The organism is Pantoea sp. PA1 (assembly GCF_056856975.1).
Genome location: NZ_JBXGEE010000001.1, coordinates 936,479 through 961,227, shown reverse-complemented (window position 1 = coordinate 961,227; position 24,749 = coordinate 936,479). Strand labels below are relative to the sequence as shown.

General features: G+C 56.0%; 22 protein-coding genes, 1 other RNA gene and 1 other annotated feature. Of the genes, 6 read left to right on the top strand and 17 right to left on the bottom strand.

Going from position 1 to position 24,749, the window contains the following annotated elements; all coding sequences use genetic code 11:
- The first annotated feature begins 113 nt into the window (after positions 1 to 113).
- The gene (locus AC1V0D_RS04730; protein ID WP_482907047.1) at positions 114 to 518 is read left to right on the top strand and encodes a hypothetical protein; all 405 of its coding nucleotides are present in this window, start codon (positions 114 to 116) and stop codon (positions 516 to 518) included.
- Between the two features lie 33 nt (positions 519 to 551).
- Here the strand turns inward: AC1V0D_RS04730 and ydiJ are convergent, their stop codons facing one another.
- Positions 552 to 3,605, bottom strand: a complete 3,054-nt coding sequence (gene ydiJ / locus AC1V0D_RS04725; protein WP_009090507.1) for a D-2-hydroxyglutarate dehydrogenase YdiJ — start codon at positions 3,603 to 3,605, stop codon at positions 552 to 554.
- 204 nt (positions 3,606 to 3,809) lie between these two features.
- Between ydiJ and ydiK the strand changes: the two genes are divergently transcribed.
- Positions 3,810 to 4,928, top strand: a complete 1,119-nt coding sequence (ydiK, locus tag AC1V0D_RS04720; protein WP_033736275.1) for an AI-2E family transporter YdiK — start codon at positions 3,810 to 3,812, stop codon at positions 4,926 to 4,928.
- A gap of 292 nt (positions 4,929 to 5,220) precedes the next feature.
- Positions 5,221 to 5,328: antisense sRNA RprA (rprA, locus tag AC1V0D_RS04715), an RNA gene on the top strand.
- A 78-nt stretch (positions 5,329 to 5,406) separates the two neighbouring features.
- Here the strand turns inward: rprA and ppsA are convergent.
- Positions 5,407 to 7,791 (bottom strand): phosphoenolpyruvate synthase, encoded by a 2,385-nt coding sequence (gene ppsA / locus AC1V0D_RS04710; RefSeq protein ID WP_009090516.1) that lies wholly within the window; start codon positions 7,789 to 7,791, stop codon positions 5,407 to 5,409.
- Between the two features lie 430 nt (positions 7,792 to 8,221).
- On the opposite strand from ppsA, the gene ppsR reads away from it, so the two are divergent.
- The gene (ppsR, locus tag AC1V0D_RS04705; RefSeq protein ID WP_058956567.1) at positions 8,222 to 9,049 is read left to right on the top strand and encodes a posphoenolpyruvate synthetase regulatory kinase/phosphorylase PpsR; all 828 of its coding nucleotides are present in this window, start codon (positions 8,222 to 8,224) and stop codon (positions 9,047 to 9,049) included.
- Positions 9,050 to 9,202: 153 nt separating this feature from the next.
- On the top strand, positions 9,203 to 10,249 hold the full coding sequence (locus AC1V0D_RS04700) for a 3-deoxy-7-phosphoheptulonate synthase (RefSeq protein WP_009090520.1): 1,047 nt from the start codon (positions 9,203 to 9,205) through the stop codon (positions 10,247 to 10,249).
- A gap of 7 nt (positions 10,250 to 10,256) precedes the next feature.
- Here AC1V0D_RS04700 and AC1V0D_RS04695 read toward each other — a convergent pair whose 3' ends face one another.
- From AC1V0D_RS04695 to AC1V0D_RS04625, 15 genes are all read right to left on the bottom strand, one after another.
- A complete protein-coding gene (locus tag AC1V0D_RS04695) occupies positions 10,257 to 11,708 on the bottom strand; it encodes a protein adenylyltransferase SelO (RefSeq protein WP_058956569.1) in 1,452 nt (483 codons plus the stop codon).
- 85 nt (positions 11,709 to 11,793) lie between these two features.
- Positions 11,794 to 12,540 (bottom strand): EAL domain-containing protein, encoded by a 747-nt coding sequence (locus AC1V0D_RS04690; protein ID WP_046101724.1) that lies wholly within the window; start codon positions 12,538 to 12,540, stop codon positions 11,794 to 11,796.
- Between the two features lie 294 nt (positions 12,541 to 12,834).
- Positions 12,835 to 13,293, bottom strand: coding sequence for a C40 family peptidase (locus tag AC1V0D_RS04685; protein ID WP_009090526.1), 459 nt, complete (start codon positions 13,291 to 13,293; stop codon positions 12,835 to 12,837).
- Between the two features lie 68 nt (positions 13,294 to 13,361).
- Positions 13,362 to 14,111, bottom strand: coding sequence for a vitamin B12 ABC transporter ATP-binding protein BtuD (gene btuD, locus AC1V0D_RS04680; protein WP_154928114.1), 750 nt, complete (start codon positions 14,109 to 14,111; stop codon positions 13,362 to 13,364).
- Positions 14,112 to 14,657: a glutathione peroxidase gene (locus AC1V0D_RS04675; RefSeq protein ID WP_058956572.1), complete on the bottom strand. Its 546-nt coding sequence runs from the start codon at positions 14,655 to 14,657 to the stop codon at positions 14,112 to 14,114.
- A gap of 40 nt (positions 14,658 to 14,697) precedes the next feature.
- The gene (btuC, locus tag AC1V0D_RS04670) at positions 14,698 to 15,681 is read right to left on the bottom strand and encodes a vitamin B12 ABC transporter permease BtuC (RefSeq protein ID WP_058956573.1); all 984 of its coding nucleotides are present in this window, start codon (positions 15,679 to 15,681) and stop codon (positions 14,698 to 14,700) included.
- 169 nt (positions 15,682 to 15,850) lie between these two features.
- Positions 15,851 to 16,153, bottom strand: a complete 303-nt coding sequence (gene ihfA, locus AC1V0D_RS04665) for an integration host factor subunit alpha (RefSeq protein WP_003853259.1) — start codon at positions 16,151 to 16,153, stop codon at positions 15,851 to 15,853.
- A 4-nt stretch (positions 16,154 to 16,157) separates the two neighbouring features.
- Positions 16,158 to 18,545: a phenylalanine--tRNA ligase subunit beta gene (gene pheT / locus AC1V0D_RS04660; protein ID WP_482907046.1), complete on the bottom strand. Its 2,388-nt coding sequence runs from the start codon at positions 18,543 to 18,545 to the stop codon at positions 16,158 to 16,160.
- Between the two features lie 14 nt (positions 18,546 to 18,559).
- Positions 18,560 to 19,543, bottom strand: a complete 984-nt coding sequence (gene pheS, locus AC1V0D_RS04655; RefSeq protein WP_009090534.1) for a phenylalanine--tRNA ligase subunit alpha — start codon at positions 19,541 to 19,543, stop codon at positions 18,560 to 18,562.
- Between the two features lie 71 nt (positions 19,544 to 19,614).
- Positions 19,615 to 19,740, bottom strand: a sequence feature (Phe leader region).
- On the bottom strand, positions 19,691 to 19,735 hold the full coding sequence (gene pheM, locus AC1V0D_RS04650; RefSeq protein ID WP_106120997.1) for a pheST operon leader peptide PheM: 45 nt from the start codon (positions 19,733 to 19,735) through the stop codon (positions 19,691 to 19,693). Its footprint overlaps the feature before it by 45 nt.
- 117 nt (positions 19,741 to 19,857) lie before the next feature.
- Complete coding sequence (gene rplT / locus AC1V0D_RS04645) at positions 19,858 to 20,214, bottom strand: 50S ribosomal protein L20 (RefSeq protein WP_006118956.1); 357 nt, start codon at positions 20,212 to 20,214, stop codon at positions 19,858 to 19,860.
- Between the two features lie 40 nt (positions 20,215 to 20,254).
- Entirely contained in the window at positions 20,255 to 20,452 is a 198-nt protein-coding gene (gene rpmI / locus AC1V0D_RS04640) for a 50S ribosomal protein L35 (protein ID WP_009090535.1), read from the bottom strand.
- Positions 20,453 to 20,552: 100 nt separating this feature from the next.
- Positions 20,553 to 21,104, bottom strand: coding sequence for a translation initiation factor IF-3 (infC, locus tag AC1V0D_RS04635; protein ID WP_033736278.1), 552 nt, complete (start codon positions 21,102 to 21,104; stop codon positions 20,553 to 20,555).
- A gap of 3 nt (positions 21,105 to 21,107) precedes the next feature.
- The gene (gene thrS / locus AC1V0D_RS04630) at positions 21,108 to 23,036 is read right to left on the bottom strand and encodes a threonine--tRNA ligase (RefSeq protein WP_009090537.1); all 1,929 of its coding nucleotides are present in this window, start codon (positions 23,034 to 23,036) and stop codon (positions 21,108 to 21,110) included.
- Positions 23,037 to 23,282: 246 nt separating this feature from the next.
- Positions 23,283 to 24,044: a DUF481 domain-containing protein gene (locus AC1V0D_RS04625; RefSeq protein WP_009090538.1), complete on the bottom strand. Its 762-nt coding sequence runs from the start codon at positions 24,042 to 24,044 to the stop codon at positions 23,283 to 23,285.
- 350 nt (positions 24,045 to 24,394) lie between these two features.
- Here AC1V0D_RS04625 and ghoS point away from each other — a divergent pair, with 350 nt between their 5' ends.
- Positions 24,395 to 24,715 (top strand): type V toxin-antitoxin system endoribonuclease antitoxin GhoS, encoded by a 321-nt coding sequence (ghoS, locus tag AC1V0D_RS04620; protein ID WP_009090539.1) that lies wholly within the window; start codon positions 24,395 to 24,397, stop codon positions 24,713 to 24,715.
- Positions 24,716 to 24,749 lie beyond the last annotated feature (34 nt).

Sequence of the window (24,749 nt, the reverse complement as noted above, 5' to 3'; positions counted from 1 at the left end):
ATTTCCGATTATACCGACAGGCAGGATAAATCGTTAAATTTTTCTTCCCGCACATTGCAATCCCTGAACAGTTGAATATGATAATTATTATCATTAACATTCAGGATGGTTTCATGACGCTCTCTGTCTCAGCCTGGCTCCAGCACAAAATCGATGAATACCAGTTCAGCATCCACGATATCACCGTCGACTTTTACATGGCGCAGGCAAAGCTTGATCGGGCCGACTGCACCATACATCAGCTGCGTCAGTTCAACGATGCCTGTCAGGATATGGCAGAGATCTGCCAGTTGAATGGTGACGACCAGAGTTACCTGCATGCGATGGGAAAACTGCATCATCGCCTGGTTCAGGAGATGGGAAACAGCGAACGCGACCGCCTGTTTCGTATTCAGGCTTACCAGCTGGCGCGCCTCTCCCTGACCCGCCTCTGCCATCAACTGGCTCTCATCGGCGAGTGGAACAAAGCCTCCGCGTTGCAAAGCGACTTCGTACGTCACGCAGGCTGGATATTCTAATCCAGCCATGCCGTGACGTCGCGCACAATTTTTTTACATTAATGCTAACAAAGCCTGAAGCGGATGGCGCATGCCGTTGCCTTCCACCCGTTTGACCTGACTGCGGCAGGAGTAGCCGGTCGCCAGACAGCGCTGACGCGGCAGCCGCTGAAGCTGCGGATGCCATGAGAGCGCATAGATCCCCAGCGAGTTTTCCAGGTTTTTGCTTTCATGGCCGTAAGTTCCGGCCATGCCGCAGCAGCCGACGTTGATATTCTCCAGTTTCGCACCAAACCGGGCAAAGATATCCTGCCACTGACCGGGGGCTGAGGGCAGCGCAGTCACCTCGGTACAGTGCGCAAACAGATACCATGACTCGCCGCCCGTGGCCTGTACGTCACGCTCTGCCAGCGCCCGCTGCAGCCATTCATGCACCAGCAACACAGCAAAGTCGCCGCGTGCGTCGCCCAGCGTCTGACGATACTCATCGCGATAGCAGAGCACGGTGGCCGGGTCGACCCCGACCATCGGCAGGCCCAGTTTTGCCACCCGGTTGAGGAAGTCGGCCGTCCGGGCTGCGGTTCGGGCAAAGCGCTGCAGGAAGCCTTTAACGTGCTGCGCTTTACCATTGGGTGAGAATGGCAGCAGAACCGGACGATAGCCCAGCTTCTCAATCAGCCGGATGAAGTCACTGACCAGCTGCGCCTCATAGAAGCTGGTAAAGGGGTCCTGAACCACCAGCACACAACGCTCACGCTCCGCGGCGGTCAGCGCTTCCAGCTGCTCCAGGGTCATGTTCATCGCCGGATGTCCGCTGAGCTGCTGCTTCAGATTGGGCGCAGAGAGCAGAGGCAGGTCGACCATACCGATATGCGTTTTGCTCAGCTCTTTCAGCCACGGCTGGCGCAGGAAGAAGTTGAACACTTTGGGTGCCTTCGCCATCAGCGGCGCATAGCTCTCAACCGCTGCAACCAGGTGATCGCTCGCCGGGCGCAGATAGCGGGTGTGGTAGAGCTGCAGGAAGCGTGAGCGGAACGCAGGCACGTCGATTTTGATCGGACACTGGGTGGAGCAGGCTTTACAGGCCAGACAGCCTGACATCGCCTCTTTGACCTCATGCGAGAAGTCATACTCCCCTTTGCTGGCATGCCAGCTGTTGCGGGTACGGGCGATCAGGGCGCGTAGCGACAGACGGTTTTCCGGCAACTGCTTCTCCAGCATCAGCGGATCGACGCCCTGCCCGGCCAGCAGTCGCAGCCACTCCCGCGTCAGGCTCGCCCGTCCTTTGGGCGAATGAATACGGTTGCGGGTGATCTTCATGGACGGACACATCGGGCTGCGGGCATCGAAGTTAAAACATAACCCGTTGCCATTACACTCCATCGCGCCGCGCCACTCATCCCGCACCGTTAACGGAATCTGCCGATCCCAGGTGCCACGCTTGACCGCATCAACCTGCATCATCTCGTCATGACGGTTGAAGGGGGTACAGATCTTGCCCGGATTAAGACGGTTAAGCGGGTCGAAGGCCGCTTTGATGCGGCGCAGTTCGTTAAACAGCGTTTCGCCGAAGAAGGCCGGACTGTACTGGGCGCGGAACCCTTTACCATGCTCTCCCCACAGCAGGCCACCGTAGCGCGCGGTCAGCGCCACCACTTCGTCGGAGATCTGTTTCATCATCATCTCCTGCTGCGGATCGCACATATCCAGCGCCGGACGGACGTGCAGCACGCCCGCATCAACATGTCCGAACATGCCGTAACTCAGACCGTGGCTGTCGAGCAGCGCGCGAAACTCGACAATGTAGTCCGCCAGCTTCTCGGGCGGCACAGCCGTGTCTTCCACAAAGGGGATCGGTTTTGCCCGCCCTCTGGCGTTGCCCAGCAGTCCGACGGCCTTTTTACGCATGTTATAGATGCGTTCGATGCCCTCCAGGTCGTTACAGAACTGATAGCCAATCACACCGCCCTGCTGCTGCGCCATCAGCGCATCGAGGCGGGCACTGAGCCGTTCAATCTGCTGGTCGATCAGTGCGGCGTTGTCACCGGCGAACTCAACGATGTTCAGCCCCTGCATCTCTTTATCGGGCACATCGGCGATCAGTTCACGCACCGAGTGCCAGACGATATCTTCACGGGCCAGATTGAGCACCTTAGAGTCCACGGTTTCAACCGACAGCGCCTGGGCTTCCACCATAAAGGGTGCATTGCGCAGCGCAGAGTCAAAGGAGTCATATTTGATGTTTACCAGCCGCCGCACTTTTGGCAGCGGTGTGATATCAAGCCGGGCTTCGGTGACAAATGCCAGCGTCCCTTCCGCGCCACAGAGCAGCCGCGTCATGTCAAAGGTCTGCATGTCATCGCTGAAGACATGGCGCAGGTCATAACCGGTCAGGAACCGATTCAGCTTTGGAAACTTTTCCAGAATCAGCGCCCGGTGTTCACGGCAGCGGGTCAGAACCTGCTGATAGAGCCGCCCTTCGGGTGTTGCCGTCTGCGCCAGCGTTTCCGCCAGCGCGGTGGCCATCGGCCGCGTATCCAGGATATCGCCGCCCAGCAGCACGGCCCGCAGGCCCAGCACATGATCCGAGGTTTTGCCATACACCAGCGATCCCTGACCCGAGGCATCGGTGTTGATCATACCGCCCAGCGTCGCCCGGTTACTGGTGGACAACTCCGGGGAGAAGAAAAAGCCGAAAGGCTTCAGCCAGGCATTGAGCTGATCTTTGATCACGCCCGCTTCCACCCGCACCCATCGCTCTTCCGTATTGATCTCCAGAATGCGGTTCATATAACGAGACATGTCGACCACAATCCCCTGATTCAGCGACTGCCCGTTCGTACCGGTGCCGCCACCGCGCGGTGTAAACACCAGGCTGGCGAAGCGGGCCTCTCCCGCCACGCGGGCGAGCAGCGCCACATCCGCGGTGGAGCGCGGAAACAGCGCCGCGTCAGGCAGCAACTGATAGATGCTGTTATCGGTGGAGAGTGAGAGACGATCGGCATAGCTGGTGGCCATGTCGCCGGTAAAACCCTGCTCTTTCAGCGACTCAAGGAACGTCAGCACCAGTTGAACGAGGCCCGGTGCCTGCGAAATCTGTGGGATCATGATTGTCTGACCGAAGGTGTTGTAAACGTTTGCGTTTATGCGTTAGCGATTTCCCGTTTTAACATATTTTTTCTGCGTCTGCCGTTTTTTCAGAAAAGCCAAAACCTTTCTCTGTAACGCTGTTTAATCCTCAGTAAATAGATCATGATGAAAACCGGCATCGCTATGCCGGAAAATGAAGGATTAAGACGAGGTTATGAGTCAATGATGAAAAGCCAGTACCGGGATATGGATTTACCGCAGATTCTCTTTACCCTGATGTTCATTCTGCTGCTGATTGTCGCCTGCCTGTGGGTGGTGCAGCCGTTTATTCTGGGCTTTGCCTGGGCCAGCATGGTGGTCATTGCTACCTGGCCGCTGATGCTGAAATTTCAGCGACTGCTGTGGGGACGCCGTTCGCTGGCCGTGATCGTGATGACCCTGCTGCTTTTGCTGCTGTTTATCATCCCTATCGCCCTGCTGGTCAGCAGCCTGATTGATAACAGCGCACCGGTCATTGCGTGGGTCACGCAGGGGCACACGATGCCGAAGCTGATGTGGCTCAAAGAGATCCCGATGGTCGGCAAAAAGCTTTATGTCAGTTATGACACCCTGGTGGCGAGCGGCGGAGCCGGGATCATGGCCAAGATACAGCCCTATATCGGACGCACCACCGGCTTTTTTGTCGCTCAGGCCGGTCATTTCGGGCGCTTTATGATCCATCTGGGCGTGATGTTACTTTTCAGCGTGCTGCTTTACTGGCGCGGTGAGCAGGCCGCTCAGGGCATTCGCCACTTTGCCTTTCGTATGGCCGGACGCCGTGGAGATGCCGCCGTGCTTCTGGCAGCGCAGTCTATTCGTGCCGTGGCGCTGGGCGTGGTGGTCACGGCGCTGGTGCAGGGCGTGCTCGGCGGTATCGGCCTGGCTATCTCCGGTATTCCCTACGCCACGCTCTTAACGGTGCTGATGATCCTCTGCTGTCTGGTCCAGCTCGGCCCGCTGCTGGTGCTGGTTCCGGCCATCATCTATCTCTACTGGAGCGGCGACACCACCTGGGGAACCGTGCTGCTGGTCTGGAGCTGTGTGGTGGGCACGATGGACAACGTCCTGCGTCCGATGTTAATTCGTATGGGTGCCGATCTGCCGATGATCCTGATCCTCTCTGGTGTTATTGGTGGCCTGTTTGCGTTTGGCATGATTGGTCTTTTTATCGGACCGGTGGTGCTGGCGGTCTCTTATCGTCTCGTTTCCGTCTGGGTGCATGAAGCGCCGGCCCCGGATAACGATCCGCAGGCGGTGGCGGAAGCCCTTGCCGATCACGATGGCACCCCGCCCGCTGTGTGATACGGAACGGTAACAGGTTCTCCCGACGGCCTGTTTAACGATTGATTAGTGCGGTTAATGATGATTAACCGCACACCCCCCTGCGGATCGGATAAATTTCCCTTTCCATTAGCGATTTTTAAGAAAAAAGCCATTTCCGGCCCAAAACAGACCTTTTTCGGCTAAAAAAGATTATTTTCTGCACTGTTTCTTAAGCCAAATGGGGGAGTTTAGGGGGCAAAAGATTATCGGCTTTAAACTAATAAGAGGATTCTTAAAGACGCCAGCCAGCCATATGAATAACATGTTTCCTATGTTCGAAATCAACTTACTGATTTCTAAACAACCTTATTCCCCTGAGTAGAGTAAAGAATTGCTGTGTGTAGTCTTTGCCCATCCCCTGTGATGGGCTTTTTTTTTGCCTGAATCTGACCAGCAATAAAAAGAAAAAGGCCCGCAATGCGGGCCTGAAGATTTGACAACAGCAGCGGTGAGACCGTCAGGCCGTTTTCTTTAACTGCGCCAGACTCACCCAGGTTTCCACGACGGTGTCCGGGTTGAGCGACAGACTGTCAATGCCCTCTTCCATCAGCCAGGCGGCGAAATCCTGGTGATCGGACGGTCCCTGACCGCAGATGCCCACATATTTCCCCTGCTTTTTCGCGGCCCTGATCGCCATCGACAGCAGTGCCTTCACCGCCTCGTTTCGCTCATCAAACAACGCAGAAACCACGCCTGAGTCGCGATCCAGTCCCAGCGTCAGCTGCGTCATGTCGTTAGAGCCGATAGAGAAGCCATCAAAGTGCGCCAGGAACTGCTCCGCCAGCAGGGCATTCGATGGGATCTCGCACATCATGATGATCTTCAGCCCGTTCTCACCGCGCTTCAGCCCCTGACGCGCCAGCTCCTCCACCACCGCCTGCGCCTGGTCCACCGTGCGCACGAACGGAACCATGATTTCGACGTTGGTCAGGCCCATCTCATTGCGGACACGTTTTACCGCTTCACACTCCAGCGCAAAGCAGTCCCGGAAGCTATCGGCCACATAGCGACCTGCGCCCCGGAAACCGAGCATCGGGTTTTCCTCTTCCGGCTCATAGCGTTCGCCGCCCACAAGGTTGGCATATTCGTTAGTTTTAAAGTCGGAAAGTCGGACAATTACGCGTTTCGGTGCGAATGCCGCGCCAAGGGTAGCAATTCCCTCGGTCAGGCGGGCGATGTAGAACTCCACCGGATTATCAAATCCTTTGGTCATTTTACGAATCTGCTGCTGCAGTTCCGGGGTCTGCTGGTCGAACTCCAGCAGCGCTTTCGGATGCACGCCAATCATGCGGTTGATGATGAACTCCAGCCGCGCCAGGCCGACACCTTCATTCGGCAGACAGGCAAAATCGAAGGCACGGTCGGGATTACCCACGTTCATCATGATTTTCAGCGGCAGTTCAGGCAGTGAGTCAACCTGAGAGCTGGTGATATCGAAGTCCAGCAGGTCATCATAGACATAGCCGGTATCGCCTTCGGCGCAGGAGACGGTAACGTTGTGCCCCTCTTTCAGCCGATCGGTGGCGTCACCACAGCCCACTACGGCCGGAATGCCCAGCTCACGCGCGATGATCGCCGCATGGCAGGTTCGTCCGCCCCGGTTAGTGACGATAGCGGATGCCTTCTTCATGATCGGTTCCCAGTCCGGGTCGGTCATGTCGGTCACCAGCACATCCCCTTTCTCAATCCGGTTCATTTCGCTGATATCGTGGATGACCTTCACCGTACCGGCGCCGATACGATGACCGATAGCACGGCCTTCCACTACCACGCTGCCCTGCGCCTGCAGGGTGTAGCGCTCCATCACCTGACCGTTTGAACGCACGGTTTCAGGACGAGCCTGAACGATAAACAGCTTGCCGGTGTGACCATCTTTGGCCCACTCAATATCCATCGGGCGCTGATAGTGCTGTTCGATCAGCACGGCCTGCTTCGCCAGCGCCTGCACCTCTTCATCGTTCAGGCAGAAACGATCGCGTTCGGCCTCGGGCACATCTTCAATCCGCACCTGCTCACCGTGGGCCTGAGAATCGGCGTAGACCATGCGAACCTTTTTCGACCCCATGTTGCGGCGCACGATAGCGGGACGATCGGCTGCCAGGGTCGGTTTGTGGACATAGAACTCATCCGGGTTAACCGCACCCTGCACCACCATTTCACCCAGCCCCAGTGCAGCCGTGATAAACACCACCTGATCAAAGCCGGATTCGGTATCAATGGTAAACATCACGCCAGACGCGGCCAGATCCGAGCGTACCATGCGCTGAATGCCGGCGGAGAGCGCCACACCGCGATGATCGTAGCCCTGGTGGACGCGGTAGGAGATAGCACGGTCGTTAAACAGCGAGGCGAAGACGTGCTTCACCGCCACCATGACGGCGTCAATACCCTGCACATTCAGAAAGGTCTCCTGCTGACCGGCAAAAGAGGCATCGGGCATATCCTCTGCGGTTGCCGAGGAGCGGACGGCAAACGAGGCGTCATGATCATCGGCAGAAAGCTGCTCGTAGGCGTCCAGAATGGCGGACTCCAGTTCCGGCAGGAAGGGGGTCTCAACCACCCACTGACGAATCTGTTTACCCGCTTTGGCCAGCGCTTCGACATCATCAATGTCGGTTTCATCCAGCAGCGCATAGATACGCTGGTTCAGCCCGCTTTGATCCAGGAAGAGGTTAAAGGCGTATGAGGTCGTCGCAAATCCGTTGGGCACGGAGACACCCAGCGACGAGAGATTCGTGATCATTTCACCCAGAGAGGCATTTTTGCCGCCCACCCGATCAACATCATGCATGCCAAGCTGGTTATACCAGAGCACAAGTGGCTGTGCGTCATTACTGGCCATTAAGCGTATCCTTTTTAATGAATGGGGACAGGGAGTCATCTGTCCTCAGCCTGGCATATCACTTAAGCAATCACGATCTGTTGAATCGTTAAAGCAGAATTTCAGAAGCAGTTTCGGAATTGTGAGCGGTTTATTTTGCCGTTGCGCAAAATCGCCATTTTTACCTAACTCATTGATATTTTAATGTAAGTTAAATTTTCCCTTATCAGGGCGCTGTTTTTTGTTGCGCAACAAACCCGCGCAGACGCTGCCAGAAAACCGCCCCTCAGACGGTTAAAACAGCAAAATTCCCGCGTTCGCTTTTTAGCCAGTGCCTTGAATCTCCGGATAAATAACCCGGATAGCGATTCCAGAAATGAACATCCGGCATGATTTTTTTCGCCGCATGACGCATGCTGATAACTCACTCTTGTTCAGGACAGAAGCGGTTATGACAACTGACAGAAGCGTTTTCTATATTTCCGATGGTACCGCCATCACGGCTGAAGTGCTGGGCCATGCGGTGTTGTCGCAGTTCCCGGTCAATATCACCAGCCTGACGCTGCCGTTTGTTGAAAACGTCCAGCGGGCGCTGGCGGTTAAAGCTCAGATCAACGCGCTGTATCAGCAGAGCGGCGTCCGGCCGCTGGTCTTTTTCTCGATAGTCACACCGGAAGTGCGCGACATCATCGTGCAGAGCGAGGGCTTCTGTCAGGACATCGTACAGGCGCTGGTCGCCCCGCTGCAGCAGGAGCTGGGTTTAGCGCCTGCGCCAGTGGCTCACCGCACCCACGGTCTGGATGCCAGTAACCTGGGGAAATATGATGCCCGCATCGCGGCGATCGATTACGCCCTGGCCCATGATGACGGCATCTCGCTGCGCGGGCTGGAGGATGCGCAGGTGATCCTCATCGGCGTCTCACGCTGCGGCAAGACGCCCACCAGCCTCTATCTGGCGATGCAGTTTGGTATCCGTGCTGCCAACTATCCGTTCATTGCTGACGACATGGACAACCTTAAGTTGCCGCCCGCCCTGCGCGCGCATCAGAACAAACTGTTCGGGCTGACCATCGATCCGGAACGGCTGGCGGCCATCCGCCAGGAGCGGGCGGAAAATACCCGTTACGCCTCAATGCGCCAGTGCCGGCTGGAAGTGGGCGAAGTGGAGGCCCTGTTCCGCACCCACCAGATCCGTTATCTGAACAGCACCAACTACTCGGTGGAGGAGATAGCCACAAAAATTCTCGACATCATGGGTCTGACACGCCGCATGTACTAGGAAGCGGGAGCGGGCAGACGATGTAAAGCATTGCTGCCGTGGGTTCTGATTTCATTATCAAATTCCGGGTTGAATTCGCACCCTGATGGTTTATTGTGACCACCATCACTTCCCGGTATTTCACCGCTGCGAAGAACCGTTTTCGAGAAACTCATGAATAAAACTGACGAACTGCGTACCGCGCGCATTGGTAATCTGATTACGCCTGCCAGCCTGGCGGCTGAGCACCCTGTCTCTGCGGCGATTGCCGATAATGTCACCGCAGCCCGCAAACGTATTGCCCGTATTCTGACCGGTGAAGATCCCCGCCTGCTGGTGGTGATCGGCCCCTGCTCGCTGCACGATCCCCGAGCGGCGCTGGAGTATGCTGAGCGCCTGAATGCGCTTCGCAGTCGCTATGCCGACCGACTGGAAATTGTTATGCGCGCTTACTTTGAAAAGCCGCGCACCGTAGTGGGCTGGAAAGGATTAATTTCCGATCCGGATCTGGATGGTCGTTATGATGTGAACCGTGGCATCTCTATTGCCCGCAAGCTGCTGATCGACATCAACGCCCTGGGCCTGCCTACCGCCACCGAATTTCTGGATATGGTGATCGGCCAGTTTATTGCCGACCTGATCAGCTGGGGCGCGATTGGCGCTCGCACCACCGAAAGCCAGATCCACCGCGAAATGGCCTCCGCCCTCTCCTGCCCGGTCGGCTTTAAAAACGGCACTGATGGCAACGTCCAGATTGCCGTGGATGCGATTCGTGCCGCGCGCGCCAGCCATATGTTCCTCTCGCCGGATAAGCTGGGCCAGATGACCATTTATCAGACCAGCGGCAATCCGCATGGTCATGTAATTCTGCGTGGCGGTAAACAGCCCAACTATCATGCCAGTGACGTCGCGGCGGCGGCTGAGAGTCTGTCAGCCTTTAATCTGCCAGAGCAGCTGGTCATCGATTTCAGTCACGGCAACTGCCTGAAGCAGCACCGTCGCCAGAGGGATGTGGCCGCGGATGTCGCGGAGCAGATCAAAGCAGGCTCGCGTGCCGTGGCAGGCGTTATGATTGAAAGTTTCCTGCAGGAGGGCAATCAGAAGGTAGTGAGTGGTGAGCCCCTGGTTTACGGCCAGTCGATTACCGATCCCTGCCTCGGCTGGGAGGATAGCGAAGCTGTTCTCGCCCTGCTGGCCGAGGCGGTTTCTCACCGCCTCTGAGTCTCTGTCAGCTGGAGCAGCTCACCTCAAGCGTTTTACCCCAGTCTGGTGGCCGCTGACGATAGTCGGCGGCTGTTTCATCACTAAAGGGTTGCTGCAGCGCCTGGTGCAGACGCGCCAGCGCCCCCTGCTCTCCTCGCTCAGCCTCTTCAATCGCCTGCTGTGCCAGGTAATTTCTGAGTATCACCGCCGGGTTTGCCGCCTTCATCACCGCCTGACGCTCCGCATCGCTGACCTGTTCATCCATCAGGCGGCTGCGGTAGCGCTGATACCAGCGGTCAAAAGCCTCACGATCAATGAACTCATCCCGCAGCGGTGAGCGGCTTTCCGCCTGTTGCGTCTCACTCAGTTTCCGGAACGTCAGGGTGTAATCGCTGTGCTCCTGCGTCATCAGCGCCAGCAGGTCGGTCAGGATCTGATTGTCGCTGCTCTGCTGGGTCAGTAAACCGAGTTTAGCCCGCATCCGCTCTCCCCACACCCGCATCAGTTCAGGTTCATAGGCGCTGAGTGCCGTGCGCAGTTGTTCAGTCGTCAGCAGCCCTGACAGCGCATGAGCCAGGCGGTTAAGGTTCCACATGCCTATCATTGGCTGATTTTCAAAACTGTAGCGCCCCTGATAGTCGCTGTGGTTGCAGATAAAGTCAGGCTGATAATCATCCAGAAAACCATAGGGGCCGTAGTCGATGGTCAGGCCCAGAATCGACATGTTGTCCGTATTCATCACGCCATGCGCGAAGCCCACGCTCTGCCACAGCGCAATCAGCCGGGCAGTGCGCACCACAACGTCGGTAAACCAGCGCTGATAGCGATCCGCCTCCTCCACCAGATGCGGCCAGTGATGGCGGATGGCGTAGTCGGCCAGCTGCTGCACTTTCTCCTGCTGCTGGCTGTAAAAGAAATGCTCGAAATGACCAAAGCGCAGATGGCTGGGTGAAATGCGCATCAGCATTGCACCGCGCTCCGCCGTTTCACGGTAAACCGGCTCATCGCCAATCGACAGGGTCAGGGCGCGCGTGGTGGGGATCCCCAGATGGTGCAATGCTTCAGAGGCCAGGAACTCGCGAACGCTGGAACGGATCACCGCCCGCCCATCCCCCATGCGGGAATACGGGGTCAGGCCCGCGCCCTTAAGGTGCCAGTCAAGTTTCTGGCCATCCTCTGTGCGCTGTTCTCCCAGCAGGATGCCGCGCCCGTCGCCCAGCTGACCGGCCCAGACGCCAAACTGATGGCCACTGTACACCTGGGCCAGTGGCTGCATGCCGGGCAGCAGTGCCGCGCCGTGCCAGACGTCATGCCCGTTACCGGCGAAGAGTGCGCTATCCAGCCCCATTGAGGCGGCCAGCGGGGCGTTATGATAGAGCAGGCGTCCGCCTGCCAGCGGCGTAGGGTTAAGCGCGGTGTAGCATCCGGTAAGCTCCCGGAACCAGGTATTGTCAAAAGATAGCTTGCCTGAGGACATTGTTTCTCCCATGCGATGCTCAGCGAGACGTCGGTTTGCTAAAACCTTCAGTGTAACGCTGATATCGGGGATTAAACAGGTTCCATCAGCCAGGATGCTGAGAAGAGGGTCGGCGACTGTCGGCGCGGATCAGGGAACGCAACGCGTCAGATTTGACCACCGGGAACAGTGCGCCCTGAAAATCGACCCCACTGAGCTGGCTCACTTTATCCAGCAGCCGATCATCGTCGATGCCGCAAATAATCAGCCGGTCACAATGGGTGCGGAAATTATCGATAATGCTCTGCATGAACGGCACAAACGACGCGCGCTTTGCCAGGGAGTGAATAAACTCTTTATCCAGACAGATCCAGCTGAATAAATTATCGTAGACCGCATTCGAGGGTGTTTTGCCAGCCCCAAAATGGGAAAGCGCTAAATTAAACTCATCATGCAGGCTCGCCAGCAGCGGATTATTTTTTCCAAGCTTCAGCTGCGGAAACGTTTCAGTGATATTCAGCAGAATGAAGGGCAGCTGCTTTATTTTGCGCATCACTAATTCGCTGGCCAGCAGCGTCCGGGCCATCCCTTCATCAATACGGATCAATGCGGAGACGTCATGCGACTCGAATAACGCACGGTTCTGCTCCAGCAGGCTAATCTGACTTTGCAGCAGGCGTAACTGCTGCGACTCATCGAGCTGCGGCAGCAGCAGATCCTGAGGCAGTGTGATTGGCGCACTTTCATGCACAAACTGCGTAACCAGCTCAACAGCAGCCAGCCGTCCGTCAGCATCACAGACAGGATAAAACCAGATTTCCGACTGATAGTCGGCCGAAAGATGAATTTTCATTTTAATGCCAGAATATGCGGCGATGTTGATATCGTATAGTAATGGTCAGGCTCAGGCAATAGCGCCAAATCATTGAAGAGACGACCTTCTTTGCCCTTCCACCACCGTTTGCCAGCCGGGGATGACGCTTAAGCCAAATAGTGACGACAAAACTGCGCTTATTAGCGGAATTAAACCAGCATTTATTATGCCTAATAAAATCCCCGTTCAAAAACTGTCATTTAAAATAAAACTTTTAACGGCTGTTTTTTCTCTATTTTAAATTGGACTTAAGTCTTATTTCAGACTCTACGGTTAAATACGGCGAGCCTGCCAGAAGACTTTGCGCCAGTAGACGTTGTCCAGCGAGGAGCGGATCACCCCCTGGCTGGTGGAAGCATGAATAAAGGCATTATCACTGTCGTAGATGCCGACATGCAGGCCATTCTCCCCGCGACCGGTTTTAAAGAAGACCAGGTCGCCGGGCAGCAGTTCATCTTTACTGATACGGGTGCCGATATCACTCTGTGCTGAGGTGGTGCGCGGCAGTTGCAGCGCAAAGCGGTCGCGGAAGGTCAGATAGACAAAGCCAGAGCAGTCGACACCGTTGCGGCTCATGCCGCCATAGCGATAGGGCGTGCCGTGCCAGTGACCGAGCTGGTCGTTCAGCTCTGCAATCACGGTAATCGAGTCGGAGAGACGACCATTAATCGGCGGGGCGTGATGACTGCATCCCGTCAGCAGCAGAACCAAAATCAGCAAACCCAGGCGCATCGCCAAATGTCCTTATCAGAAGTTGCAACCGGTTTAATGTAGCGGTAAAGCCCGCCGGGTAGCAAGTGTCAGGGCAGGACGGTCAGCAGCCTGCGTCCTTCAAGCTCAATCTGCCGGAAGGCGATGCCATAAAGCGGTGTCAGCCGCTGCGGCGTCAGAACCGCGGCCGGTTCGCCCTGCGCAATGACCTGTCCCCTCTCCATCAGCCAGACCTGATTCGCCTGATGCAGCGTGTGGTTAAGATCGTGACTGCTGGCGATCACGCTGATGCCCGCCGCACAGAGTCCGGCGATCAGATCGTCCACCGCTTTCTGCTGGGCGATATCCAGCGCGGTCATGGGCTCATCCAGAATCAGCAGCCGCCCGTCTGGATTGATGCGCGGATCAATTTGCAGGCAGACCGCCGCCAGTCGGACACGCTGCCACTCCCCGCCGGAGAGCCGGGTCAGTGAGTGGGCGAGTTTATCCTGCAGCTGAAGCTGCTGCAGCAGCGTGCTGAGCCGATCTTCATCCTGCGCCCCCCTCTGTTTCAGATGCAGCCGTAAATAGTGCCAGACCGGCATCTGACTCAGGGGGGCCTGCTGCTGGGGAAGCCAGCCGCGAGCCCGGGCCAGCGCCGGGCCGCTCCACCCGGACAGCGGACGGTTATCCAGCACGATCCTGCCGGACGCGCCCTCCAGTCCGGCAACAACGCTGAGCAACGTGCTTTTTCCCGCGCCGTTCGGACCGGCGACATGCAGCAACTGACCGGCGGCAAGCTCACCGTTCAGTGAGCACAGCCGCCCGGCGAGCGCCACCTGTTGCAGGCGCAGCAGCATCTATTTCGCCAGGGCCTGCTTAATGGTTTCCAGAATAATGGGATCTTCCGGCGTCATATCAGGCGCGAACCGCTGGACAACGCGACCGTCCCGGCCAATAACGAATTTTTCAAAGTTCCACAGGATGTCGCCCGGCGCTTTCGGTCCGCGCCCTTTGCTCACCTGACGCTCGTAAAAACCGCTGCCTTCGGGACGAACGGCGTCAGGAAAGGCCGCGATCAGCTGAGCATAGAGCGGGTGACGCCCTGCCCCATTAACGTCGGTTTTGGCAAACATCGGGAATGTCACGCCATAGGTGGTGCTGCAGAAGGTTTTGATCTCTTCGCTGCTGCCAGGCTCCTGCTCCAGAAACTGATTGCAGGGAAAACCCAGTACGCTGAAGCCGTGATCCTGCCAGGCCTTCTGCAGATTCTCCAGCTCCTCATACTGCGGGGTGAGGCCACATTTCGAGGCGACGTTTACCACCAGCAGTACCTTGCCCTGCCACGCAGAGAGCGTGGTTTTTTCACCATCAAGCGTAACCAGTTCAGTGTCATAAATGTTCATGCTGAATTCCTGTTGTGGATGCAGAGTAGCCAGCCGAAAGCTAGCGCGAAGATTTTACCAGTAAAAGAATAAACAGCGGCGCGCCGAGTGTCGCCGTGACCACACCTATCGGTAATTCGGCCGATGTCAGCGCCAGACGCGCGACAATATCGGCCGCTAACAGCACGCCTGCGCCAGCCAGCGCAGAGGCGGGCAGCAGATAACGGTGATCGCTGATGCCGCTCAGCCGCAGCAGGTGCGGGATCACCAGCCCGACAAAACCAATGGCACCGGCCATGGCAACGCTGATACCGACCAGCCAGCCCATCGCCAGCACCAGCAGATTGCGCCAGTAGAAAAGAGAGAGACCGAGCTGACGAGCGGAGATCTCCCCCAGCGCCAGCAGATTCAGTATGGGTCCCGTCGCATTCAGGGCCAGCATCACCGGCAGCAGCGCCAGCATCATGCCGCCATAGCGCCAGTCAACGCCGCTGAAGCCGCCCATCATCCAGTACATCAGCTGACGCAGGTCGAGGCTGGTGCTGAAGTAAACGGCCCAGGTCATGATGGCACTGCAGATAATCCCCAGCGCCACGCCCGTGAGTAACAGCCGGGTCACCGAGAGCTGACGATGCGCGAAACAGAGCAGGATCAGCGTAATCATGAGTGCTCCGGCCATCGCGGCCAGGCCGAGGCTCCACAGCGAGCCGCTGCCCAGCAGCACGCCCAGCACCAGACCGATGCCCGCTCCGTTTGAGACGCCCAGCAGGCCAGGCTCGGCCAGCGGATTGGTAAACAGCGCCTGCATCACGACGCCGCACACTGCCAGGGATGCACCGACCAGCATCACCGCCAGACTGCGCGGCAGCCGCAGCTGCCAGACAAAGAGCCGGCCGCTCTCCGTAAACCACTCTGAGGGCGCGATCCAGCTGTCACCGGCACACAGGCTGCCACAGAGCAGCGCAAGCAGCATAAGAGCTAAAGTAATAAGCAATTTCTGGCCGCGCTGGTCGGCCTGAAGCGCGAGCGGGTCAAGCAGAGACATAGGCTGGATTTGCTGAGAAAACAGAGATTTGATTGTAGTGGGATTGCAGAAAAAAGAAAGGTGGTTGAGGCGGTGTGCGCCCTGCTGGCAGACGGGGGCCTCAGCGCAGTCCCGGCGGGTGAGACCATGAAAAAAGGCCGCTTGCGCGGCCTTTTTGAAACGCTGAAATTCAGTCAGTCTCTTTGGGTGTAGCGTTCTCTACGCGGCTTTTCAGCTTCTGTCCCGGGCGGAATGTCACTACGCGACGCGCGGTGATCGGAATATCTTCCCCCGTTTTCGGGTTTCTGCCAGGACGCTGGTTTTTGTCACGCAGGTCAAAATTGCCAAACCCAGACAGTTTTACCTGTTCTCCATTTTCCAAAGCGCGACGTACCTCTTCGAAAAACAGCTCTACTAACTCTTTGGCATCGCGTTTGCTCAGCCCGAGTTTCTCAAACAGGTACTCTGACATCTCAGCTTTTGTAAGCGCCATAGGTTCAATCCCTCAAGGTTGCCTGGAATCGCTCTTTTAATGCCGCAACACATTTGCCAACGGTCGCGGCAATCTCCTCTTCTTCGAGTGTCCGGCTGGTATCCTGCAAAATCAGGCTGATTGCGAGGCTCTTGAAGCCCTCAGAAACGCCCTTACCGCGGTACACGTCAAACAAGTTTACGCCAACTACCTGATTTACGCCAACTTTCTTACACTCCGCGATGATATCTGCTGCAGGGACGTTTTCAGCCACCACAACAGCAATATCACGACGGTTAGCCGGGAAGCGAGAAATCTCGCGCGCGTCAGGCAGGACGCGGTCTGCGACCTTATTCCAAAGCAGTTCAAAGACTAAGGTGCGGCCGTTGAGATCCAGCTTACGTTCCAGCTCAGGATGAACGACTCCGATAAATCCGATTCGTTCATCGTGCAAATAAATCGCCGCGCTCTGTCCCGGATGCAACGCCGGATTGGCTTCAGCCCGGAAGCTGATCGCATCCAGTTTGCCGGTTAAATCGAGCAGCGACTCTAAATCGCCTTTTAAATCATAGAAGTCAACTGCCTGGCGCGCCAGATCCCAGTGCTCTTCAACACGGTTTCCGCTGATAACACCGGCCAGCATAAGATCCTGACGGATGCCTAAATCTGCCTGCGTGTCGGGCACAAAGCGTAAGCCGCTCTCAAACAGACGTACGCGACTCTGCTGACGGTTCTGGTTGTAGACGACTGCGCTCAGCAGGCCGGTCCACAGTGAGAGACGCATGGTCGACATCTCGCTGGAGATCGGGCTTGGCAGCAGCAGCGCCTCTTCTCCCGGATGCAGCAGCTGCTGAATCTTCGGATCAACGAAGCTGTAGGTAATCGCTTCCTGATATCCCTTGTCCACCAGCAGGTTTTTCACGCGTTTCAGCGACAGGTTCGCTTCGCGATGCTGAGTCATGACCAGCCCCGCCTGCACCGGCACGTTCGGGATGTTGTTGTAGCCGTAAACGCGGGCCACTTCTTCAACCAGATCTTCCTCAATCGCCATGTCGAAGCGCCAGCTCGGGGCGATCGCCTGCCACTCACCTTCGCCTGTCGTGACGTCGCAGCCGAGACGGGTCAGAATATCGGTAACCTGCTCATCGGCGATGACATGACCAATCAGGCGATCCAGTTTTTCCCGGCGCAGGGTGATCGTCGCCGGAACCGGCAAGGCGGCCTGATGCGTCTGATCGATGATCGGGCCGGCTTCACCCCCGCAGATGGAGAGCAGCAGCGCGGTTGCACGCTCCAGCGCGATATGTTGCAGCGCCGGATCAACGCCTCGCTCATAGCGGTGTGACGCGTCGGTGTGCAGACCGTGACGACGGGCGCGGCCGGTGATCGCCAGCGGGTCAAACCAGGCGCACTCAAACAGAATGTTCTGCGTTTCGCTGTTCACGCCCGAATGTTCGCCACCGAAGATACCCGCCATCGCCAGCGCCTGCTGGTGATCGGCGATGACCAGCGTGTCTGCCTGCAGGCTGGCTTCAGTGCCATCCAGCAGCGTCAGCTTTTCGCCCTCTTTCGCCATCCGCACCACGATGCCGCCGTTAAGGCGATCGAGGTCGAAGGCGTGCATCGGCTGACCCAGTTCCAGCAGCACATAGTTGGTGATATCCACCACCGGATCGATTGAGCGGATACCACAGCGACGCAGCTTCTCTTTCATCCACAATGGCGTGGCCGCACCAACGTTGATGCCTTTCACCACGCGACCCAGGTAGCGCGGACAGGCCTCCACCGCATCAACCTGAATCGGGAAGGTGTCACTCAGCGTGGCAGCGACCGGCTGAATCTCTGGCTTGTTCAGCGGCAGACCGTTCAGCACCGCCACATCACGCGCGATACCGATCAGGCCCAGACAGTCCGCGCGGTTAGGCGTGACGCTGATTTCAATGGTGTTGTCATCCAGCTGAAGCCAGGCGCGGATGTCGGTGCCCACGGGCGCATCGGCAGGCAGTTCGATAATGCCGTTGTGGTCGTCACTGATTCCCAGCTCGGAGAAAGAGCAGAGCATCCCTTCTGACGGCTCACCGCGCAGTTTGGCCGCTTTGATTTTGAAATCACCCGGCAGCACGGCACCTACGGTGGCGACGGCGACTTTCAGTCCCTGACGGCAGTTCGGCGCGCCGCAGACGATATCCAGCAGACGGTCACCGCCCACATTAATTTTGGTCACCCGCAGTTTGTCAGCATTCGGGTGCTGACCGCACTCCACCACTTCGCCAACCACGACACCGTGGAACGCACCGGCGACGGCCTCAACGCCATCCACTTCCAGACCGGCCATGGTGATTTGTTCAGACAGCGCGGCACTGTCCAGGGCTGGATTTACCCATTCGCGTAACCAGAGTTCACTGAATTTCATTGGATAACCTGCCCTTACTTAAATTGTTTGAGGAAACGTAAATCGTTTTCGAAGAATGCGCGCAGATCGGTCACGCCATAGCGCAACATGGTCAGACGCTCCATGCCCATACCAAAGGCGAAACCGGAGTAAACTTCCGGATCAATGCCGACATTGCGCAGCACATTAGGGTGCACCATGCCGCAGCCCAGCACTTCCAGCCACTTGCCGTTTTTACCCATGACGTCCACTTCTGCTGAAGGCTCAGTAAACGGGAAGTAGGACGGACGGAAACGAATCTGCAAATCTTCTTCGAAGAAGTTGTTGAGGAAATCGTGCAGCGTGCCTTTGAGATTGGTAAAGCTGATGTTTTTATCCACAATCAGCCCTTCCATCTGATGGAACATCGGCGTGTGGGTCTGATCGTAATCGTTACGGTAGACGCGGCCTGGCGCGATGATACGAATCGGCGGCTGCTGAGCCTGCATGGTACGGATCTGCACGCCGGAAGTCTGGGTACGCAGCAGACGGGTGGCGTCAAACCAGAAGGTATCGTGATCGGCACGCGCCGGGTGGTGAGCAGGAATATTGAGTGCATCAAAGTTATGATAATCATCTTCAATTTCCGGCCCGGTGACGACAGCAAAGCCTAACTCACCGAAGAAGGTCTCAATGCGATCCATCGTGCGGGTGACCGGATGCAGGCCGCCATTTTCGATGCGGCGACCCGGCAGTGACACATCGATGGTCTCTTCTGCCAGACGCGCATTCAGCGCCGCCGATTCCAGCGCCTCTTTACGCGCGTTCAGGCGGTCGGTGACCTGCTGTTTCGCTTCGTTGATTACCGCACCGGCTGCAGGGCGCTCTTCAGCAGGCAACTCGCGTAAGGTGGTCATCTGTAATGTCAGATGCCCTTTCTTACCGAGATATTCGACGCGCACCGCGTCAAGGGCGGCGATATCTGTCGCCCCGTCGATAGCCGCCGTGGCGCTGGCCACCAGTTCTGCGAGTTGGGACATAATTTCCTCTTTTTCCAGTCAGGCTGGTCAGTTCTTGTTGGGACCTGCCGGTCCAGTATGCTAACGCCAGAAACAAAAAAGCCTCCACGAGGGAGGCTTTTAGCGCGATTTTTCGTTTCTTTTCTTATGCGCAAAAGCCCCCGGATGTCAGGCGCTAAAGTAAAAAAAGAAACGGAAAATAGCAGCATTCATGCTTGCAGTTACCTTGTCATGCTTTACGAGGGCACTATTGAAATGCGCGGAGACGAAAATGTCAATCTTTTGCGCAGCTTACAGGCAATAAAAAAGGGAGCAAGCTCCCTTTTTCATCTGACTTACGCCAGAGCTGATTTCGCTTTTTCGACCAGTGCAGTGAAGGCCACTTTGTCGAATACGGCGATATCGGCCAGGATCTTACGGTCGATCTCAATGGCTGCTTTTTTCAGACCATTGATGAAACGGCTGTAAGACATGCCGTTCTGACGAGCCGCTGCGTTGATACGCGCGATCCACAGCTGACGGAACTGACGCTTACGCTGACGACGGTCACGGTAAGCATACTGACCAGCTTTGATAACAGCCTGGAAGGCAACGCGGTAAACACGTGAACGTGCACCGTAATAGCCTTTAGCTTGTTTTAAGATTTTTTTGTGACGTGCGCGAGCAACTACACCACGTTTAACGCGAGCCATGTGAGCTCTCCTGTTCTATATTCTGTTTAAAAAAATGGACTTATGCGTACGGCAGGCAGGCAGAAACCAGACCCAGATCGCCTTTTGACACCATGCCTTTAGGGCGCAGGTGACGTTTACGCTTAGTAGATTTTTTGGTCAGAATATGACGCAGGTTTGCGTGTTTACGCTTGAAGCCGCCAGAAGCGGTCTTCTTGAAGCGCTTAGCCGCGCCACGTACAGTTTTAATCTTTGGCATTTTTAAAAATATCCACTTCGCATTGTTGATAACATGACCCAGACAGGCGAACAGAAAACCGCACAACGCGAACGCTGCGCGGTTAATGTTACTTGAAAGCCTACTGTTTCTTCTTAGGAGCGAGCACCATGATCATCTGGCGGCCTTCGATCTTCGAAGGGAAGGATTCGACAATGGCCAAATCCAGATCTTCACACAGGTCTTTACGGACGCGGTTAAGCACTTCCATACCGATCTGCTGGTGCGCCATCTCACGACCACGGAAACGCAGCGTGATTTTGGCTTTATCGCCATCTTCCAGAAAGCGAATCAGGTTGCGTAGTTTGACCTGATAGTCGCCATCATCGGTTCCAGGACGGAATTTAATTTCCTTAACCTGAATAACTTTTTGCTTCTTCTTCTGTTCCTTAGAAGATTTGCTTTTTTCGTAGAGGAACTTGCCGTAATCCATAATACGGCAAACCGGCGGTTCGGCGTTCGGGCTAATTTCGACTAAGTCAGCACCCGATTCCTCGGCTTTTTCCAGAGCTTCGCGTAATGAGACGATGCCAAGTGGCTCGCCATCCATGCCCGTTAAGCGCACTTCAGTTGCGCGGATTTCGCTGTTAATTTTGTTCGGACGCGTCGGTAGTACTCGTTTTCCGCCTTTAATACTTTATTCCTCCAGTTGATGAAGATTTCGGCTGCGAATCTCTTGTTGCAACTTCTCAACAAAGAGATCGACATCCATCGACCCCAGGTCTTTACCACGGCGGGTGCGAACGGCAACTTTGCCTGCTTCCACCTCTTTATCACCGCAGACCAGCATATAAGGGACGCGACGTAATGTGTGCTCGCGGATTTTAAAGCCTATCTTCTCATTTCTCAAGTCTGCCTTCACACGAATGCCAGCATTCTGCAGCTTACGCGTTAAAGACTCAACATATTCCGCTTGTCCATCGGTAATATTCATGACCACGACCTGCTGTGGTGCCAGCCAGGTTGGGAAGAAACCAGCAAATTCTTCGGTCAGAATACCGATGAAGCGTTCCATCGATCCCAGAATCGCACGGTGAATCATCACAGGCGTCTGACGATCGTTATTTTCACCCACATACGTCGCTTCAAGACGTTTTGGCAGGGAGAAGTCTAGCTGAACGGTTCCACACTGCCAGGCGCGATCAAGACAATCGTACAGGGTAAACTCAATTTTCGGGCCGTAGAAGGCGCCTTCGCCTGGCTGGAACTCAAACTCAATGTTGTTTTCGTTCAGCGCGGCAGCCAGATCTTCCTCGGCGCGGTCCCACATCTCATCGGTGCCGATGCGCTTCTCAGGACGGGTAGAGAGTTTGACCACAATCTTTTCGAAGCCGAAGGTGCTGTACATGTCATAAACCATGCGGATACAGCTGTTCACTTCGTCACGCACCTGCTCTTCTGTACAGAAGACGTGGGCATCATCCTGGGTAAAGCCGCGTACACGCATCAGGCCATGCAGCGCACCTGATGGCTCATTACGGTGACAGCTGCCGAACTCGGCCATACGCAGCGGCAGGTCACGGTACGATTTCAGACCCTGATTAAAGATCTGAACGTGTCCCGGACAGTTCATCGGTTTAATGCAATATTCACGGTTCTCAGACGAGGTGGTGAACATCGCTTCTTTATAGTTTTCCCAGTGCCCGGTTTTTTCCCACAGGACGCGGTCCATCATGAACGGACCCTTCACTTCCTGGTACTGGTACTCTTTCAGCTTGCTGCGGACAAACACTTCCAGTTCGCGGAAGATGGTCCAGCCGTCGTTATGCCAGAAGACCATACCGGGTGCTTCTTCCTGCATGTGGTAGAGATCCAGCTGCTTACCAATCTTGCGATGGTCACGCTTTGCCGCCTCTTCCAGACGCTGCAGATAGGCTGCCAGCTGCTTTTTGTCTGCCCATGCGGTGCCATAGATGCGTTGCAGCATCTTGTTGCTGCTGTCGCCGCGCCAGTAGGCACCGGAGATCTTCTGCAGTTTAAAGTGATGGCAGAACCGCATGTTCGGCACGTGCGGACCGCGGCACATGTCGACATATTCTTCATGATGATAGAGGCCAGGCTTATCGTCGTGGCTGATGTTTTCATCAAGAATGGTGGTTTTGTAGATTTCGCCGCGCGCCGCAAAGACGTCACGGGCTTCCTGCCAGCTGACCTTTTTCTTCACCACATCGTAGTTGGTCTCAGCCAGCTGATGCATGCGTTTTTCCAGCAGGTCGATATCTTCCTGGGTCAGCGTACGATCGATGTCGACATCATAATAGAAGCCGTTATCAATGACCGGGCCAATCGCCATTTTCGTATCCGGCCACAGCTGCTTGATGGCATGCCCTAACAGGTGCGCGCAGGAGTGACGGATGATTTCCAGACCGGCTTCATCTTTAGCAGTGATAATCGCTACGGCGGCGTCTTCGGTGATGGGATCGACCGCATCAACCAGTTCACCGTTCACGCGGCCAGCGATACAGGCTTTCGCCAGACCCGGCCCGATATCCAGCGCGATATCCATCACACTGACAGGGCGGTCGAACACACGCTGGCTGCCATCAGGAAGCGTAATTACAGGCATTTCTAATCCTTATTTGCAGTGGTAGGCCACACGAAAGCCTACATGCAACGTCATGTAAAATGGGTGACCTGGCGTAACATCAGACCCACATTGTCGGAATGTCGCCAGGATTGCCGTGCGGGGCAGATGATAGCAGTTTTCCTGGTCGAGAAAAACCATCCCCTTTTTGCTAAGCCGTGGAGAGATCAAAAAAAAGCGGCCTGACAGAGTGTCAGGCCGCCGGGAAGACCACGGTTAAAATTGCGCTTACATCGCGTAGGAGAGCATAACCGAGGTTTTAGTATCGGTGCGATCCGGCGCAGATTCTGGCGGATTGTTGTTCCAGGTCACGTTGTACGCCAGCTTCAGGGCGAAGTGGCTGTTAATTGCCACCTGCAGGCCGGTTTCAGAGTTCACGGTGGTATCTTCACCGAAGCTGCTCAGTACAGACACACCCTGGACAAATTTGGTGGTGTCAGTGAGCTGCCACTGATAGCTGACCGCGCCATAGCCCAGCGCTTTGGTTTCGTGGCCGCCATCGTGGAAATCGTCGTAGCGCACACCCGGACCAAATTCCGCACGCAGTGAATGCACCGGACCGTTCAGGATCTGACGACCGTAACCGGCTGTCAGAACGTCGCGCGAATCGTAACCATTGAAACGATCGCTTAACCAGCTCGCCTGACCAAACAGGTAGTCATAGTTGCTGACGTTGTAACGTGAACGACCGCCGATGCTATAGGTCTCGGAAGAGCGCTCATCGTTTGACGAGGTGTTGGCCGCGTTACCCCACAAGCTGTAAGCCATTGATGACTGATACCAGGTCATATTGGTCTGAGCGGTCATTGATGAACTGGTGGTGTTACCGGTTTGCGCCAGGTATCCCGCAGCAGCTGAGCCTTCAAACGGCTTTTTCGCCGTAGAGGGGTCATCCATTGAGGTGAATACGGCGTTATCGGCCAGTGCCTGGTGACAAAATGCTCCGGCGGAGAGCAGAAGAACAGCAGACAGCTTGTTATAGGCTTTCATTAAATGTGATCCGTGCGACAGTTTAAAAAACGAAGAGTCTGAAGCGTTTTGCCCGGCATTCAATGCAATTTACGGTAAGTTTTGTAAAAAAATATTAACTCACCCGAAATGCGTGGAATCAGCCCTGCAACACGTGTTAATTGGGACTCATCTGATTAACGTCGCGCATTATAGTGCTGCGAAAGGGAAAAGATAGCCGTAGCCGCAGAAGATTTTTCCACCCCCGCGCACCTGCCTGACAGGAATTTACGTCCGGCATCACGGCAGACACCGCGCATCCCCTTCATAATTCGCCTGATTTTTCACCATGGTCTACGCTCAGTTCAGTTTCCCTTCCCCGGAGGTGCCTCATGAGCAACAACGCCCTAACACGCTATATCGTGACCTTTCACTATCAGGAATCGGGATTAAGCGACATTCTGGAGCTGACCAGCGCCATGACGGCGGCCGGTTTCACCACCACCCTGGCTGACGATGAGGGCCACCCGCATGAACTCGGGACCAACAGCTTTGGTATTGTCAGCCCGCTGTCGCCTGAAGCGCTGCAGCAGCAGGCCACTGCGGCGGGTGAAAGCGTGCTGGGTCAGCGGCCGGACGTGACCGTGACGACCTTCGAAGCGTTTTTGCGCGACACCGCTGAACATCGCCCCACCCGCTCCGCACCAGAATAAGAGGTGCAATCGGGCTGGTTTTGGTGAATATTTA

Coding starts and splice junctions, on each gene's coding strand:
- AC1V0D_RS04730 (WP_482907047.1), top strand. CDS start 114: ATGACGCTCTCTGTCTCAGCCTGGCTCCAGCACAAAATCGATGAATAC.
- ydiJ (WP_009090507.1), bottom strand. CDS start 3,605: ATGATCCCACAGATTTCGCAGGCACCGGGCCTCGTTCAACTGGTGCTG.
- ydiK (WP_033736275.1), top strand. CDS start 3,810: ATGATGAAAAGCCAGTACCGGGATATGGATTTACCGCAGATTCTCTTT.
- ppsA (WP_009090516.1), bottom strand. CDS start 7,791: ATGGCCAGTAATGACGCACAGCCACTTGTGCTCTGGTATAACCAGCTT.
- ppsR (WP_058956567.1), top strand. CDS start 8,222: ATGACAACTGACAGAAGCGTTTTCTATATTTCCGATGGTACCGCCATC.
- AC1V0D_RS04700 (WP_009090520.1), top strand. CDS start 9,203: ATGAATAAAACTGACGAACTGCGTACCGCGCGCATTGGTAATCTGATT.
- AC1V0D_RS04695 (WP_058956569.1), bottom strand. CDS start 11,708: ATGTCCTCAGGCAAGCTATCTTTTGACAATACCTGGTTCCGGGAGCTT.
- AC1V0D_RS04690 (WP_046101724.1), bottom strand. CDS start 12,540: ATGAAAATTCATCTTTCGGCCGACTATCAGTCGGAAATCTGGTTTTAT.
- AC1V0D_RS04685 (WP_009090526.1), bottom strand. CDS start 13,293: ATGCGCCTGGGTTTGCTGATTTTGGTTCTGCTGCTGACGGGATGCAGT.
- btuD (WP_154928114.1), bottom strand. CDS start 14,111: ATGCTGCTGCGCCTGCAACAGGTGGCGCTCGCCGGGCGGCTGTGCTCA.
- AC1V0D_RS04675 (WP_058956572.1), bottom strand. CDS start 14,657: ATGAACATTTATGACACTGAACTGGTTACGCTTGATGGTGAAAAAACC.
- btuC (WP_058956573.1), bottom strand. CDS start 15,681: ATGTCTCTGCTTGACCCGCTCGCGCTTCAGGCCGACCAGCGCGGCCAG.
- ihfA (WP_003853259.1), bottom strand. CDS start 16,153: ATGGCGCTTACAAAAGCTGAGATGTCAGAGTACCTGTTTGAGAAACTC.
- pheT (WP_482907046.1), bottom strand. CDS start 18,545: ATGAAATTCAGTGAACTCTGGTTACGCGAATGGGTAAATCCAGCCCTG.
- pheS (WP_009090534.1), bottom strand. CDS start 19,543: ATGTCCCAACTCGCAGAACTGGTGGCCAGCGCCACGGCGGCTATCGAC.
- rplT (WP_006118956.1), bottom strand. CDS start 20,214: ATGGCTCGCGTTAAACGTGGTGTAGTTGCTCGCGCACGTCACAAAAAA.
- rpmI (WP_009090535.1), bottom strand. CDS start 20,452: ATGCCAAAGATTAAAACTGTACGTGGCGCGGCTAAGCGCTTCAAGAAG.
- thrS (WP_009090537.1), bottom strand. CDS start 23,036: ATGCCTGTAATTACGCTTCCTGATGGCAGCCAGCGTGTGTTCGACCGC.
- AC1V0D_RS04625 (WP_009090538.1), bottom strand. CDS start 24,044: ATGAAAGCCTATAACAAGCTGTCTGCTGTTCTTCTGCTCTCCGCCGGA.
- ghoS (WP_009090539.1), top strand. CDS start 24,395: ATGAGCAACAACGCCCTAACACGCTATATCGTGACCTTTCACTATCAG.